Source organism: Sphingobacterium paludis, assembly GCF_004364125.1.
In the GTDB taxonomy this organism is placed as follows: domain Bacteria; phylum Bacteroidota; class Bacteroidia; order Sphingobacteriales; family Sphingobacteriaceae; genus Sphingobacterium; species Sphingobacterium paludis.
Map to the genome: position 1 here is coordinate 1 of NZ_SNZV01000003.1, position 16448 is coordinate 16448.

The 16448-nt window shown below is 45.2% G+C and carries 13 protein-coding genes and 1 riboswitch; of the genes, 3 read left to right on the forward strand and 10 right to left on the reverse strand.

The window, feature by feature from the left end; all coding sequences use genetic code 11:
* Nucleotides 1-202 precede the first annotated feature (202 nt).
* The 5 genes from B0I21_RS06000 to metE form a co-directional block, all read right to left on the reverse strand.
* Nucleotides 203-4765: an efflux RND transporter permease subunit gene (locus tag B0I21_RS06000; protein WP_133639576.1), complete on the reverse strand. Its 4563-nt coding sequence runs from the start codon at nucleotides 4763-4765 to the stop codon at nucleotides 203-205.
* 29 nt (nucleotides 4766-4794) lie between these two features.
* Complete coding sequence (locus B0I21_RS06005; protein WP_133639577.1) at nucleotides 4795-5898, reverse strand: efflux RND transporter periplasmic adaptor subunit; 1104 nt, start codon at nucleotides 5896-5898, stop codon at nucleotides 4795-4797.
* Nucleotides 5899-6021: 123 nt separating this feature from the next.
* Entirely contained in the window at nucleotides 6022-6393 is a 372-nt protein-coding gene (locus tag B0I21_RS06010; protein ID WP_133639578.1) for a hypothetical protein, read from the reverse strand.
* A 220-nt stretch (nucleotides 6394-6613) separates the two neighbouring features.
* Complete coding sequence (locus B0I21_RS20025) at nucleotides 6614-6790, reverse strand: hypothetical protein (protein ID WP_166637783.1); 177 nt, start codon at nucleotides 6788-6790, stop codon at nucleotides 6614-6616.
* Nucleotides 6791-6924: 134 nt separating this feature from the next.
* Nucleotides 6925-9237 (reverse strand): 5-methyltetrahydropteroyltriglutamate--homocysteine S-methyltransferase, encoded by a 2313-nt coding sequence (gene metE, locus B0I21_RS06015; RefSeq protein ID WP_133639579.1) that lies wholly within the window; start codon nucleotides 9235-9237, stop codon nucleotides 6925-6927.
* A gap of 73 nt (nucleotides 9238-9310) precedes the next feature.
* Nucleotides 9311-9415: riboswitch (SAM riboswitch) on the reverse strand.
* A gap of 133 nt (nucleotides 9416-9548) precedes the next feature.
* On the opposite strand from metE, the gene B0I21_RS06020 reads away from it, so the two are divergent.
* Together B0I21_RS06020 and B0I21_RS06025 are read left to right on the forward strand one after the other, a co-directional pair.
* A complete protein-coding gene (locus B0I21_RS06020) occupies nucleotides 9549-10718 on the forward strand; it encodes an alpha-hydroxy acid oxidase (RefSeq protein WP_133639580.1) in 1170 nt (389 codons plus the stop codon).
* Between the two features lie 114 nt (nucleotides 10719-10832).
* A complete protein-coding gene (locus B0I21_RS06025) occupies nucleotides 10833-11258 on the forward strand; it encodes a 6-pyruvoyl trahydropterin synthase family protein (RefSeq protein ID WP_133639581.1) in 426 nt (141 codons plus the stop codon).
* Between the two features lie 9 nt (nucleotides 11259-11267).
* On the opposite strand, the gene B0I21_RS06030 is transcribed toward B0I21_RS06025, so the two are convergent.
* The 5 genes from B0I21_RS06030 to B0I21_RS06050 form a co-directional block, all read right to left on the reverse strand.
* The gene (locus B0I21_RS06030; RefSeq protein ID WP_133639582.1) at nucleotides 11268-12032 is read right to left on the reverse strand and encodes an exodeoxyribonuclease III; all 765 of its coding nucleotides are present in this window, start codon (nucleotides 12030-12032) and stop codon (nucleotides 11268-11270) included.
* On the reverse strand, nucleotides 12032-12799 hold the full coding sequence (locus B0I21_RS06035; RefSeq protein ID WP_243835963.1) for a peptidylprolyl isomerase: 768 nt from the start codon (nucleotides 12797-12799) through the stop codon (nucleotides 12032-12034). Before B0I21_RS06035 ends, B0I21_RS06030 begins: the two co-directional genes overlap by 1 nt.
* Nucleotides 12800-12804: 5 nt before the next feature.
* The gene (locus B0I21_RS06040; RefSeq protein WP_133639583.1) at nucleotides 12805-13152 is read right to left on the reverse strand and encodes a hypothetical protein; all 348 of its coding nucleotides are present in this window, start codon (nucleotides 13150-13152) and stop codon (nucleotides 12805-12807) included.
* Between the two features lie 134 nt (nucleotides 13153-13286).
* Nucleotides 13287-13736: a low molecular weight protein-tyrosine-phosphatase gene (locus B0I21_RS06045; protein WP_133639584.1), complete on the reverse strand. Its 450-nt coding sequence runs from the start codon at nucleotides 13734-13736 to the stop codon at nucleotides 13287-13289.
* Nucleotides 13737-13819: 83 nt separating this feature from the next.
* Nucleotides 13820-15370, reverse strand: a complete 1551-nt coding sequence (locus tag B0I21_RS06050; RefSeq protein ID WP_133639585.1) for a Do family serine endopeptidase — start codon at nucleotides 15368-15370, stop codon at nucleotides 13820-13822.
* Nucleotides 15371-15585: 215 nt separating this feature from the next.
* On the opposite strand from B0I21_RS06050, the gene dapF reads away from it, so the two are divergent.
* Nucleotides 15586-16371: a diaminopimelate epimerase gene (dapF, locus tag B0I21_RS06055; protein WP_133639586.1), complete on the forward strand. Its 786-nt coding sequence runs from the start codon at nucleotides 15586-15588 to the stop codon at nucleotides 16369-16371.
* Nucleotides 16372-16448 lie beyond the last annotated feature (77 nt).

A 16448-nucleotide genomic window follows, 5' to 3' on the forward strand; every position in this document is an offset into this window, starting at 1 on the left:
GCAACTTTACATTAGGTTTGGGGATAGACTCAAGCTCAATAGAGGCTTTTAGGGTTAGATTAATTATCCACTGACACAGTTGGAGTTACACTCCCGAACGTTTAGCGGTTCCTAGTGCGCTATTGAACCACTATTGATCATCCTCATAAGTAAAACGAGCGCGGTTTTGCCGCGCTCGTTTTATTATTCGTTCCTGTTTTGCTTATCGCCAACCTCCGCCGAGTGCTTTATAAATCACGATTTCGTTGAGCAGTTCTTCTTTCTGAATTTCAACCTGATCAATTTCTGCAACGATGGCATCCTTCTGCGCTGTAATGATGTCTAAGTAAGACACCCTGCCCGCTATAAACAATTCATTGGCGGCATCGACCGCCCCGCGCAGCGCCACAACTTGATCTCGAATATGCTGCTCTCTATTGAGGATAAACTCCTGTGTATTTACTGCATTGGAAACCTCATTATAGGCTTGCAAAACCCGCTTTTCATATTCCAGAAAGCTGAGTCCGTACGTAGCCTTATACGTTTCATATTGGCTTCTTAATTGCCGTTGATTAAAAAGAGGCGCCGTAAGCCCGCCAAGCAAACCATAGGTTAGCGATTTATCGAAGTCCACAAGCTTACTGAAGCTAAAGGTTTGTAAGCCCATATAAGGAGATAAAACCAACGTAGGCAAAAAGGACGCCTTCGAAGCTTTAACATCTTGTTCCGCACCCAAAAGTAGAAACGAGGCCTCCCTAATATCGGGACGAGCAGCCAACATCTGGAAAGGGGTACCCACCTGCAGCTTTTCGAACAGCCGCTTATTGGCAAACCCGTCTGCGGAACGTTCAACCGGCTGGTTGTAGCGGCCTACCAAATAATTAATATGATTTTCTAAAATTGCAATCTCTTGCTTGACCTTTTCACGTTCCGCTTTTGCACCAGCTACGATTGCCGTAAATTGGCGAACACCCAACTCCGATTTACGCCCAGCTTCTTTCTGTAAAATGGAGATTTCCAAGGCGCGCTCGTTAAGTTCAATATTACTATCAAACACCTTGATTTTTGCATCCAGACTTAGCAAATCATAGTAAGCAGAGGCTACGTTAGTCACCAGCTCCGTCTCGATCAACCTTCTCGCTTCATTCTCTGCCAATAAGGAGTTAAACGCAGAATTTTTCTGGCTCTTAAGCTTACCCCAAAGATCCAGCTCCCAGGAGGCGCGCACACCGATGAAATAATCAGGAACCGCCGGTTCAGGAATTTTCTCATCATCCCGAAGGTTTTCAGAAAAGTTGGAATCGTAGTTACCAATCCCGGCTTCGGTATAAAACCCATACTTCCGCAAACCCGCTTCCGCGGCCAAATCTAAGCTCGGTAAGAGGGCCGCCTTGCGCTGTTTGAAACTTGCTTGCGCAATCTCGATACGCTTAATGGCCTGCTGCAAATCATAATTATACAGCAAAGCGGAGTCAATAAGCATTTTCAAATGCACATCCGTAAAGACTGCTTCCCAAGGTTGGTGAGCGATAGTGCTACTATCCATGTCCGCAGTCAAGCTGTCAAGGGAAAAAGCTGTAGGCAGCGATTGCACCTGTTCCTTCTCCAGCTGTTTAGGAACATTGCAGGACACGACGAAGCCAAGAAACAGCAATAGGGTGGCCACCGCCGGAATAGTCTTCTTTTTCTTTTTTTCGCGTGATACCAGAACGAATAAACCGGGGATAATAATGACGCCTAGTAGCGTACCGATTACCATACCTCCGACAGAAGCTGTACCGATGGTTCGGTTACCAATGGCACCGGCACCGGAAGCCACCATAAGTGGAATCAAACCGGCAACAAAGGCAAAGGAAGTCATCAAGATTGGTCGCAACCTCGCATAAGCCCCCTCGATAGAGGCCTGGATGATACCCATGCCCTGCTTCTGTTTTAACACCGCATATTCTACAATCAGGATTGCATTTTTACCCAATAAACCAATCAGCATGACTAGGGCCACCTGCGCATAGATGTTATTTTCCAACCCAAAAATCTTCAAAAACAAGAAAGATCCAAACACACCCGCCGGCAAACATAAAATGACAGGAAGAGGTAACAAGAAACTTTCGTATTGAGCGGAAAGCAATAAATACACGAAAACGAGACACAATGCGAATATATAGATTGCTTGGTCGCCGGAGATCACCTGCTCACGCGTCATCCCAGACCATTCTATGGAATACCCCTGCGGCAGGTTTTCTGCTACGCGCAAAACGGTCTCGATGGCTTGGCCGGTGCTAAAGCCGGGCGCTGGTTGTCCGGTGATCATGGCCGATGTAAACATATTGTATCGGGTAATCTGTTCTGGTCCGTAGATTCGTTTCATCGTGATGAATGAGGAATAGGGCACCATCTCGCCATCCGACGTTTTAAGATATAACTTCAAAACATCCTCCGGTGTCTGGCGGTAATTGGGGTCTGCCTGCACCATGACCTTGTACATCTGACCGAACCTAATGAAATTCGTAGCATAAAAACTGCCCATTAAGGTCTGCAGCGTGTTCATAGCATTCTCCACCGATATGCCTTTTTTCGCCGCTAAATCGTAATCGATATTTAACATATACTGTGGGAAGGACACGTCGAATCCAGAGGAAGCACTTTCTATCGCATCTGTTTCCGTTAAATCGGCCAAAAACTGGTCTAACACCTCAGCCGTTTTACCCAGATCTTCATTGCCACTTCGATCCAATAGCCGCAACTCAAATCCGGAAGCATTACCAAATCCCGGTACGGTGGGTGGCGGAAAGAATTCAATTTCGGCATCGGCAATATGCGCGGTCTTCAGCCGAAGTTCATTGATCATATCGTCAACGGTCTCCGCACGCTGATCCCATGCTTTTAAATTGATCATCCCCATGCCGTATGATGCACCGGAAACTTCCGTCAGTATGCTGTAACCCGCTAGCGTGGATACGGTCTCAACCGCCTCGAGATTTCGGGCGATAGCGTCCACTTCGTCCAATGCTTTCTCTGTCCGATCGACAGTAGCCCCGGGCGGTGTAGTCACGCTGACATAAATCATACCTTGATCTTCGGTAGGAATAAAGCCGGAAGGCAAAACACTGCTGGCTCCCCAGGTTACCACGAAAAACGCCACGAGCAAGCCAATCGTTATTATCCTTCTACCAACGATCCTGGCTAAAAGGCTACGGTAGCGTCCGGCCGTCTTATCATACGCAGCATTAAATGCTTTAAAGAATCGCGCCAGTAAACTGTTAGACTCCTTCTTATCGTGTGGAGAGCGTAAAATAATCGCACATAAGGCGGGTGTCAACGTCAGAGCATTGATTCCTGAGATCACGATGGCGGATGCCAGTGTTAAGGAGAACTGCCGGTAAAATATCCCGACGGGGCCAGATAAAAAGGCCACCGGCACAAACACGGCAGACATCACGAGCGTGATGGCAATAACTGCAGCGCCCACTTCTTTAATAGCGGCTAAGGTCGCTTCCATCGGTTGAAGATGTTCTTCCTCCATTTTTGCATAAACGGCCTCTACCACCACAATCCCGTTATCGACCACAATACCGATGGCCAAGACAAGCGCAAATAACGTTAATAGGTTGATGGAAAAGCCCATCATCAACATGAAAAACAGCGCACCAATTAAACAGACAGGCACCGCCAAGATGGGAATAATCGTGGCCCGGAAATCTTGTAGGAATATAAAAACAACGAGGAATACCAAGATAAAGGCTTCGATCAGGGTTTTCACCACACTGGAAATGGACGCGTCCAAAAAGCGGGATACGTCATAGCCCATCGTATAGGTCATGCCCGACGGAAAATTTGTCGTTTTCAATTCCTCCATGCGATCTTTTACCCGCTGGATAACGTCTTGGGCATTCGATCCCGGCAACTGTTTTACCATGATGGATGCTGACGGACGACCGTCCGTTTTGGAAACCATTTCATAATCCAGCGAGCCGAATTCTACATCGGCAATATCACGCACGCGGATAATGGAGCCGTCTGCATTGGCACGAATAGCGATGTTGGCATATTCTTCTGGTTCGGAAAATTTCCCTGGATAGCGAAGCACATACTGTTGCATGTTGGTGGTCTTATCCGAACTGATACCGGTCTGCCCGGGTGCAGCTTCGATGTTTTGCCTGCGCAAGGATTCGATCACTTCATCCGTAGAGATTTGATAGGCTGCCAAACGATCTGGCTTTAACCAAACGCGCATGGCATAGTCGCGCATCCCCATAATCTGGGCAAAACCAACACCTTCGATACGTTTTAGCTCCTTTAAGATATTAATATCCGTAAAGTTGTAAATGAAGCGTTCATCAGCCGTTTCATCCGATGTATAGATATTAAGATACATCAGCATACTATTCACTTCTTTCTCGGTAGTGACACCCGCCCGAATAACTTCTTCCGGAAGCTCATCCAGTACGGTAGTAACCCTATTCTGGACGTTAACCGCCGCAATGTCGGGATCCACGCCGACCTGGAATGCAACCTGAATTAATGTCGTACCGTTATTGGTTGTCACGGTATTCATGGATGTCATGCCGGCAACACCATTAATTGCTTTTTCAAGCGGAATGGCAACCGCATTTGTACTTACATCTGCATTGGCGCCCGTATAGTTTGCTGTAACAACCACAGAGGGTGGTACAATATCGGGAAACTGCGTGATCGGTAAGCTAAACAATGCCAGTAATCCCAGCAAAGTAATAAATATGGATATGACCAGCGATAATACTGGCCTTCTTATGTATGTTTCAAACATAGACTAAAACTCGTAAAATGTGTAACCTTCTATTTCTGTGCTATGGGCTTAATTTTCATACCGTCACGAAGGCCTTGTACGCCTTCATACACAATACGGTCATTTGCATCCAGACCGTCCGTAACGATATAATAATGTCCCACACGCTGCCCGGCAATAAATGGTTTCATTTTTACGGTTGCATCATCCATCACGACGTAGACATATGCTTTATCCTGAATTTCAAAAACCGACTTCTGGTGTACGAATTGAGTAAGACCTGTGGATATCGGCACCGCGATTTTACCGGAGGAGCCATGTTTTAACAAACCGGCCTCATTCGGAAATTTGGCGCGCAATGAAATGGAACCTGTGGTTGGTTCGAACGCGTTATCCACCAAACGGGCTTCACCCGTATGCGGATATTCTTGACCATTGGCCAACTCCAGCTTGACCTTCCTTTTAAAATTGCTGCTGCTAAACGTTGAGTCGGTAGCCAAGTTGAGATATTCGGCCTCAGAAATATCGAAATAGACATTTAAGTCGCTGACATCCGACAGGCTTGTTATAAGCGCACCTTCTTCTAAAAGTGATCCGGCTTTCAACAAGATCCTATTGATCCGTCCGCTAAATGGGGCTCTGATGAGTGTACGGGCTAAGCGAGTTCCAGTCTGATTGACAACAGCCTTGGCTTGCGCAACTTTGGATTGCGCAGCTTTATATTGCACAGCAATAAGCTCCTGTTCCGTTGTCGAGACGATATCTTTTTCAACAAGTTTTTGAGTGCGTTCTTTTTCCAGTTCCACTTTTTTTGCTTCAGCAATTGCGGTGTTTAACGCCGCTTCTGCCTTCGCATGATCCGCTCTGTACTCTTCGTCATTTATCCGAAAAAGAACCTGTCCGGCTTTCACCATTCGGCCTTCATCAACATAGATCTCTTCCAAAAAACCACTTAACCTCGAGCGCAGCTCAACATTTCGGGTGGCCTGTATGTCGGCTATATAATATTGATAAATAGTCGTATCCATGGTTAACAAACCACCAACGGGGACTTCACGTAAGGACGTAGATTTATTTTCGGCACTTTGTCCGTTACAACTGGCAAATAGCCACAGCATCCCCACGACGGGGAAAAACAAAAAGGATTTATTCATTTACTTTTTTTGTTAAAAACATATAATCACACAGGGATAAGACCCAAGAACTAACATCAACTCTTCGCCGTTGATGCCCAAAGCTAAACCTAGAATTAGGAAACTATTCGGAATAGCCGATGATTAAAATGGTTTTAACCGATATAAAAAAGCATAATAGCCGGGAATGATTTGACGCTTCTTCGCGTCATACACGGGGTGCTTTTGGTCTTGGGTTGGGGGCCTGAACAAAAACAGGGTACCCAAAATAAGCACAAAAATAGGAAGGATATAATCGGAATACGGAATGGCACGATACTCTTCGTACCTGATCTCTACATCATCAGTCTCTTTGTTGACCGGCAGGTCAAGCACATCATCCAGCACAAACTCTAAAAGGGATTCCCCATTTAAAAGATAATCATCTTCAATCTCAGGAATATTTGCGCTAGCTTCATATCCAAGGATATTTAGATAGCTCAACAAAACCAAAAAATGAATCAACTTGTGTAACATGCTTGACAAAACTAAGAAGCCTGTATCATGCTGGCAATGCCTATTTGTAAAAAACCTGTTAAAAGAGAAGCAGATTGGTCAAAAAAATGTTACATCGTGGCTGTCAAGACGAGATGGTGCGGACAGCCACGACTTATACCTGACTTTGCTTCGGTGGGAAACTCGACATATACAGTTTCTCCAATGGGCTAGTCGTATTGGTTTTCGAGGCGTAAACGTGTTAGCGTTTTCCGCCTCCGGCAACTTTTGCAATAATCCAAACAATAATCGCGATGACCACGACCACTAGAATAACACCAGACCAAACGCCAGCTTTAAAAATATCGCCTATAAGTTGACAACTCGTTAACATCGTGATTGCAAAAGCGAACACGGTAAAATAAGAGAATCTTTTCATCGTAGTTTTTTTATAAAGAACAACCGCGTGCGGAAAATGTTGCGCGCAAAACACTTTTTGTATCTAATCTAAAAAAAACAGCCTGAAATATACATTTCAGGCTGTCGCTTATTTTATAATTCTAATTGCTGATTTTACTCAGCGCGCAAGATTTTTGCGGCTTCCACCATGGATTCCAAGGCTGCTTTGGTTTCTGGCCAAGCTCTCGTTTTCAAACCACAGTCTGGATTTACCCAAAGTTGCTCTGCAGGAACTACGGCTTTTGCCTTCCGCAATAAGTTCACCATCTCTTCGGTACTAGGCACACGTGGCGAGTGAATATCGTAAACGCCAGGTCCAATATCATTTGGATATTTGAAATCAGCAGCGAAAGCATCCAACAACTCCATTTGTGAACGCGAAGTCTCGATCGTAATCACATCAGCATCCATAGCGGCGATATCTTCAATAATATCGTTAAACTCAGAGTAACACATGTGCGTATGGATTTGCGTATCGTCATCTACATTGGATGATGAAACACGGAAAGCACGTACCGCCCAGTTTAAATAATCTTGTTGATCAGCTTGACGCAATGGTAAACCTTCACGGATCGCAGGCTCATCGATCTGAATGATTTTGATTCCTGCTTTTTCCAAAGCCTGTACCTCATCCAAAATAGCCAACGCAATTTGGTAGGTTGTCGTCGAGCGAGGCTGATCGTTACGAACGAATGACCATTGCAAGATCGTAACCGGACCGGTTAGCATTCCTTTTACAGGACGATTGGTCAACGATTGCGCATAGGCAGACCAGCGCACCGTCATATCTTCCGGACGGTATACATCTCCATAAATTACAGGCGGTTTAACGCAACGTGAACCGTACGACTGCACCCATCCATTTTTCGTGAAGGCATAGCCGGCTAATTGCTCACCGAAATACTCGACCATGTCGTTACGCTCGAACTCGCCATGCACCAATACATCGATGTCTAGCTCCTCTTGCAAACGAATCGTTCTTTCTGTCTCTTCCGCAATTTCTTTATCGTATTCTTCTTGGCTGATAGCGCCTTTTTTAAGATCTGCTCTCCACTTACGCACATCTTTGGTTTGTGGAAATGAACCGATGGTCGTTGTTGCAAAGGATGGTAAGTTGAACTTCGCTTGCTGTGCTTCTTTACGCGCTGCAAAAACCGACGTACGTTTTGCGTCCTCGTCTGTGATGTTGCTTACACGCTCTTTGACTTCCGGTTTGTGGATCAACGGTGAGGTACGGCGACTTTCAGCAGCAGCTTTATTCGCTTCGAAGCGTTCGGCTGTTTTGGAGTCGACTTCACCATCAGCCAATACCGCTAGATCTTTTACTTCTGCCAGTTTTTGCTTCGCAAAAGCTAACCAGTTTTTTACTTCTGCGGGCAACGACTCTTCATTATCCTCATTGTCCAAATCAAAAGGCACGTGCAACAACGATGAGGAAGGAGCGACCCATACGCGTTCAGCACCTAAAGCATCCACCGCTTGCTTAATTTTACTTAATGACTTCTCGTAGTCATTTTTCCAGATGTTTCTACCTTCGACAACACCAAGGGAAAGGGTTAATGACGCTGGAACTTTTGCTAAAACGCTATCCAATTGGTTTTCACCACGCACCAGGTCAAGATGAAGGGCATGAACAGGAAGGTTCACGGCTGTGTCTTCGTTATCGCGAAGCGCTTCAAAATAAGTTGCTACAATTAATTTTACACCTTTCGCGGCTGCCGCCAATCTTTCGAAAACAGTCGCATAAAGACTACGCGTTGATGCATCAACATCCAAAGCCAAAAATGGCTCGTCGATTTGTACATACTGCGCACCCGCTGCTGCCAATTTCGTTAAAATCTCTTCGTAAACAGGTAAAAGCGCATCTATCAAATCAATTCGATTGAAATCAGCCTCTTTCTCTTTTCCTAATAGCAGGTACGTAATAGGCCCGATCAATACTGGCTTTGTTTCGATACCTAATGACTTTGCCTCGTTATATTCGTTTAAAAACTTCTCCGAAGTTAATTTAAAGGTTTGTCCTTTCGTAAATTCCGGTACGATGTAATGGTAATTGGTATCAAACCATTTCGTCATTTCCATCGCCGTAACGTCAACACCATCCTCCTGAAAACCCCGCGCCATGGCGAAGTACAGATCCAAATTGTATTGACGGTCAATTTTGTCCAATAAGGAGTTATAGCGTGCTGGAATAGCTCCTACGGTCAACGACAAATCCAACACTTGGTCATAAAATGAAAAGTCGTTAGAAGGAATCAGGTCGATACCTGCATCCTGCTGTGTTTTCCAGTTGTTCTCACGAATGTTGAGCGCGGCTTGCAATAAGTCATCAGCGTTAATCTTCTTTGCCCAATATGCTTCATTAGCCTTCTTCAATTCGCGGAATGCACCTACGCGAGGATATCCTAAATTGTTTGTTAATAACATAAATGTGTTTGTTAAATTTTTCTTTCCTTAAATATTGCTGCTTGGAGAGAAGGACACTAGGACTAGTGATCTCAGCTTATCTTTCCCCAGCTTATCCGGAGTAGAATGTAGCACCTTGTCTAGTGACAGGTTGCTAAGGCTTCAGCGGGTCTATTCCCTCGGCCTTTCTCTATAAGCGGTGCTAAGATAAGAATTAAGTTTTGATATAACAAAATCTATTTACACAAATCGTATAATACCTACCGGTACAGGATGGTATTTTCGCGAATAGTGCGTATCTTCGTCTGTTAAAATTTTAAACCGTCGTTTACATGAGTAAGAAAATTCTCTATAAGTACAATCCAAAATATCCGTCCATTGCAGATCTTAAGAGCAAGGCTAAAACGCGAATTCCTAAATTTGCATTTGATTATTTGGAAGGTGGTGCCAATGAAGAGTTAAACCTCGTAAGAAATGAAAGCGATTTCGACGATATCTTACTTAAGCCGCAATATTTACATGTCGCGGGTGATATCGATATGTCGGTCGAACTATTCGGGCGACGTTACAGCGCCCCCTTTGGGATTTCTCCCATTGGCCTACAAGGCCTAATGTGGCCTAATGCACCTGAGATTCTGGCCAAAGCAGCCGCTAAACATGACATCCCATATACGCTAAGTACTGTTTCTACAAGCAGCATCGAGCGCATCGCGGAAGTTTCAGATGGTAAAGCTTGGTTTCAACTTTACCACCCTACTGAAGACCGGTTACGCGATGACATCCTTCGCCGCTTGAAAGAGGTAGAATGCCCAGTATTGGTTGTGCTGGTAGACGTTCCGTCCTTTGGATTGCGATACAGGGAGATTAAAAGCGGACTGTCCATGCCTCCGAAAATGAACATAGCAAATGTGGTACAAGCGATGTTAAGACCCTTGTGGGGCATAAAAACCTTGCAACACGGAATCCCGTCTTTTGCGACCCTCAAACCTTATATGGAAAAAGGCCTGGACCTCAGCCAGCTTGGGCAGTTTATGAACCGCACGTTTACTGGGAAAGTAAACGTCGAAAAGGTAAAAGCAATCCGCGACATCTGGAAGGGGCCGTTGGTATTGAAAGGTATCACGACAGAAGAAGATATGCAGGCATCCATTGATATTGGTGTTGATGGCGTTATCGTGTCTAACCACGGTGGTCGACAAATTGACGCAGGCGAATCTTCTATCAACTCATTAATCCGTTTAGCGCAAAACCCATTGTATACCGGAAAAGTTAAGATCATGCTGGATGGCGGTATCCGCTCGGGTGTAGATTTGGCAAGAGCCCACGCCGTGGGCGCCGACTTCAACTTTATGGGGCGACCATTTATGTATGGCGTAGGTGCTTTGGGCGACGAAGGTGCAGAACACACCATCAATCTCTTCAAAGCGCAGCTTTATCAAGTTATGCAGCAGCTGACCTTGGAAAACATCAGTCAGTTTCCGGGGCGTCTTATTCAAAAATAGGCATACGACACATCCTTTGATTAAAAACAGCATGGCTATACAAGGCTTCTCCGAGTATAGCCATGCTGTTTTTTTAGACACGAGGCTCTAAAAATCAATTTGTATCTTTGCCCCATGATAGTTGCTGAACGATACCACGATATTTCCTGCGGCCACCGGGTCGTTGGCCACGAAGGAAAATGCCGCTTCCTGCATGGACATAACTACCGTATACACTTTACGATAGCCGCCGAACAGCTGGACGAGATTGGAAGGGTGGTTGATTTTTCAGTGATCAAATCAACCCTATGTGCATGGCTCGAAGAGCACTTCGACCATAAGTTTTTAATTTGGGAAGCTGATGAGTTATTGCCACAGCTGCAAGCTATTACCGAAGACAGCCTAGTTATCGTGCCCTTCAACCCGACAGCAGAAAATATAGCCCGTTATCTGGTAGAGGAAATCGGCCCGCAACAACTACAGGCACATGCCGTGACATTGCTCTCCTGCAAAGTAGAGGAAACGGCGAAATGCTCGGCTACCTTCACGCGAACTTCTTAAAAGCTTGAGCTAGCGCAGCTCAAGCAATACCGGGCAATGATCGGAGTGTATTGCGGTAGGGATAATCGCTGCGGATACCAAACGCGTTTCAAGCGGTTTGGATATCATGTTGTAATCGATACGCCAGCCCAGATTCCGCGCTCTTGCTCCCGCGCGGTAGCTCCACCAGGTGTAATGGTGAGGATCCGGATTCAGGTGTCGGAAGGAATCGATATATCCTGAATGGATAAAGTTTTCCATCCATTCGCGCTCCGCGGGCAAAAAGCCAGAACTATTAGCGTTTGATTTTGGGTTATGGATATCGATCGCCCGATGACAGATATTGTAATCGCCCGAGATGACCAGGTTAGGTTTCTCGGTGAGAAGCTTATCGCTGTATTCCTGAAAATCGGCTAAAAATTTATACTTAAAATCTTGACGAATATCACCGGTTGTTCCAGACGGAAAATAAACGCTCATTACGGATACATCGTCAAAATCTGCGCGAATCATCCTACCCTCAAAGTCATAGTCTTCATGGCCACATCCATACTCGACGTGCTTTGGTGTGATCTTGGTAAAGATAGCCGTACCACTATAGCCCTTTTTTTGCGCTGGGTACCAGTAGTGCTCGTAGCCCATCTCCTCTAAAAACAAAATCTCGGGAATCTGGTCTTGACTTGCTTTGATCTCTTGCAGGCAAATAACATCGGGATTAACTGTCTTCACCCAGCCTAGCCAATCTTTTTTCAAAGCGGCACGTAGGCCATTCACATTATAAGTAATAATTTTCATTAATATTTTTTTGAGGAAAACAGATCAAAAAATCGCGTAATCACATCGGTCTTTGGCGGCAGTCCAGCAGCCTCGCGTTCCAGGTTCAATGCTTCCCGACGTGTCAACAAGGTCATTGACATGCGTACATCCTGAACCGGACGATCGCTGTCATCTGTTTTTACCGCCGCAATATTGTCTATTGTTTCCACGCCGTTCAGTAACTCGCCGAAAACCGTATAGTTACCATCCAAATGGGGAGTACCTCCTACTGTCGTATAGGCTTTACGCTGTGCATCGCTAAGCTTCTTCCCGTTCAAGCGAAATTGCTCGAGCGAATCAAGCCCTGCGTTGCTAAACACTCGGCCCTGCACCAGGTAAAACTGAGATCCAGAGGATTGCTTAGCGGGATTGTTATCACGTGCCGCCCCAATAGTCCCCTTTTTATGGATAAGCCCTTCCTGCATTTCTGCCGGAATGGTATAATCCGGCCCGCCATTGCCAAGGGCTTGCTTCTCGGCTGCATATCTCGAGTCTGGATCGCCGCCCTGCACCATAAAGTTGTGGATGACACGATGGAAAAGAAGACTATCAAAAAAGCCGTTATCAACTAATTTGACGAAGTTGTCCCGGTGTTTAGGCGTTTCATTGTAGAGCTTTAATAAGCAATTACCCTTATCTGTTTTAATGACTACGTAATGGAAGACTGGCGTCTTCGCAAAAACTACGCTTCCAAAAAACAGCGTAAAAACGATGGTTAAAATTTTTCTTAAATGTTGATTCATCATGCTGCTTAATTGGTATACGTATCTTCGAAATAGTCTACGATTAATGACTTTATAATAAGTTCCTGCTCTAACAGCGTATAGTTCGGGATGGGTTTAACAAGTTCCCAGTGTGGCCAACCTTCCTCGTCCAACCCCCTGAGCTCATAAAAACCCATTGCACTGAACAGACGGCAGGTTGCGATGTGCATCAGCTCCTCTTTCTCGCGCTTGGAGAACGTTTGTGGTCCTTTGCCGAGCTCCTGTACACCAATTAGAAACAACACCACCTTGAGGTCTGGCGTGTCCATATCGAATTCCGTCGCTAATGTGCGCTGCAATTCACTCCATTTTTTATTTACTTCTGCTATTTTCATTTTTAATGTGCTATAGCCCGTGTAGGGTGGCCTGCACACAAAAGTAGGAAATTATTAAAGACTTTCTACTGTAAGCTGCCCGGCCGACCGCAGTCCTGCCAGAAAAGCCATCAGATAGATGAGCGGATAGTCCGCTAACGGTAGTGTTCACTCTTTAGCTCGTCAATAAGCTCCTGGCAACGATCTGCAATAAGCTGATAAACGGGTTCAAATTGTGTTTCATCAAAATACGGATCAGGAACAATACCTTCCAGCAAAAACATTTTTACCTTGTTGCGATCTGCCTCGTGTCGAGCAAGTGAGAGCACATCACGGTAGTTCTTATCATCCATCACAAAGATATAGTCGTATTGATCAAAAAACGTCTGCGCGAAATGGCGCGCACGTTGTGCAGATATGTCCACGCCATATTTTTTAGCTACGCTGACAGAACGCCTATCCGGTGCGTGCCCGATATGCCAATCACCCGTACCGGCAGACTCTACTATCCAATCCAAACCATTCTCGCGAACGAGGTGCGCCAATATACCGTGAGCAAGTGGTGAACGGCAAATATTGCCTAAGCAAACCATTAGAATTTTCATTCGGCTAAAATAGCATATTCTGGAAATAAAAAGGGCAGACCGCTCGCGCGATCTACCCCTAATCTAATCAACCAAATCTTCAATTAATACTCAATCGGAAAGTTGAATTCCACCGTTCCACTTTCGGATACACCTGTAATACGGACGATGTTGCGTTTTGTACTCGCTAGCGCAGACTCTACGTCGTCTACGTTATTCACCGGCTTACCGTTTACATGGGTAACCACCAACCCTTTTTCCACACCGAAATATTCAAACATGCCTCCGCGGTGTACTTGGGTAATCACCACACCTGAATTCGCGCCAAATTTCTTTTTCTGTGCATCAGATGCAGGCGTGAAGCTTGCTCCTAATTTGTTAAAAATTTCTGTCGCGCTTTTGCTGCTTGCCTCTTCTTCGGCAGACTTCTTCGTTTCTTGCGCTTTCAACGTTAGGTTCACTTCTTTCTCTTTACCATCGCGTTTGTAGGTCAATTTTAATTTGTCGCCAGGGCTCAACCTTGCTACGCGTTCTTGCAAGTCTGCTGAAGACAAAATGGTAGCTCCATCAATTTTAGTGATAATATCACCCTTCTTGATCCCTGCTGCCGCTGCAGCACCATCTTTAACCGTGTCAAAGACGTACAAACCATTAACATCCTCGAGATTAAATTCTTTACGGATACTCGCATCCATTTCGCGGAAGTTGATGCCCACATAACCGCGCTGTACCGCTCCGAATTTTTTGAAATCGTTAACGATCTTTTTAACCAAATTCACAGGGATCGCAAAGCCATAGCCGGCATACACACCTGTTGGAGAAGCAATCGCAGCATTGATACCGATCAATTCGCCTTGCGCGTTAACTAGCGCTCCACCACTATTACCCTTGTTAATAACAGCATCGGTCTGGATAAACGACTCTACAGCGGTACGTACCAGCGGCTCCTGCGGCTGTCCGTAGCCGTAAGGCGATCCTTGCCCCTGACCCTGCTCACCTAAAATACCGATCTGACGGCCTTTTGCGCTGACAATACCTGCCGTCACAGTTGATTGTAAACTTAACGGATAACCAACTGCTAACACCCACTCGCCGATCCGTACATTATCCGAATCACCGAATTTCACAAACGGCAGATCCTTTGCATTTACCTTCACGAGTGCCAGATCAAAATCCGGATCACGACCAATAACTTTCGCTTCTAATGTACGTTGGTCCGTCAACTGCACTTCTATTTTATCCGCGTCTTCCACGACGTGGTTATTTGTCACGATATATCCATCGGGAGACACCAGCACCCCCGACCCCGATGCCATAGCCTGGCGAGGCTGTGCACGTCGTTGCTGCGGCATACCAAAAAACTCTTCGAACATATCAAACGGCGAACCGCCCCCACCGCCACGTTGCGAGTTACGAGCTGACATCGTTACCTTAAGGTGAACTACACCGGGCGACACCGATGCTGCTGCCTGTGTAAAATCTGGGTTCCCCGTCGATGACACAATCTCCGCACCTGGATTGTTTGCAAAATAAACTTTCTGTTGCTCTTCGAAAGTCATCTTATCCATCTGCTTGTTCTCAAAAAACTTATACCCCCCAATTGCCACGGCTCCACCGACAAAAGCCGTCAATAAACTTACTCCTATCTTCTTCATGTTACTATTTGCTATAAATCTCTATATTAAAAAAAATCTTTAGTTTTACGTTGTTTAAAGGTTAGGTCAAATGTAATACCATTAGAAATGTTGTGTCTACTTTTGGCAGTTAAAAAATGTTAACTAAAATGCCGATACGAGCTTTTTAACATCATTTAACAAACGAAACTTCTTTTGTAACAAGAATATTAATTTTAATCGAAAATTTCAAGCAAATGAGCGGAAAACTGCTTTTCTCGAAATACCAGGGAGCTGGCAATGATTTTATCCTAATCGATAACAGATCGGCTATATTCGGCCCCACAGATGTAGATTTTATTAAAAAGCTCTGTGATCGAAAATTTGGGATAGGTGCGGACGGACTGATGCTACTTCAAGATATAAAAAATTTTGATTTTGAGATGTTGTACTTTAATGCCGATGGTCGGGAAGGAACGATGTGCGGCAATGGAGGACGTTGCATTGTCGCATTTGCCAGAGACTTAGGCATAATCAATAGTGAAACTGCCTTTTTGGCAGTGGACGGCGATCACGACGCCAAAATATCAGCTAACCAGGTAGACCTGGGTATGATAGATGTGCAGCAGGTCACAACCGATGGTGAAGCGTATGTACTGAATACCGGTTCGCCGCATTATGTATCGTTCGTCGAGAATCTTTCCGAACTGGATGTGTACACGGCGGGATATAGGATCCGAAATAACGAACGCTATAAAGAAGAGGGCATAAACGTGAACTTTATTGAAGCGGAAGGAAACGGCTATTTCGTTCGTACGTTTGAACGCGGTGTGGAAGACGAGACGCTGGCTTGTGGTACCGGCGTTACTGCAGCAGCAATGGCAGTCGCAGTGCAACAACAATGGGAAGGAGATATCGAGATTCCGATACGCGTACTGGGCGGACAACTGTATATCAGCTTTAATAAAAATGGTTCGCATTTTACCAACGTGCGTTTGAAAGGACCAGCAGATTTTGTATTCCGAGGGGAAATTACTCGGTAGTTCGACAAAACATCAACTGTTTTGGAGATAAAGCAGATGTTTTGCTCCAATTTATGTATATTAGAGCCTTTTTTTAG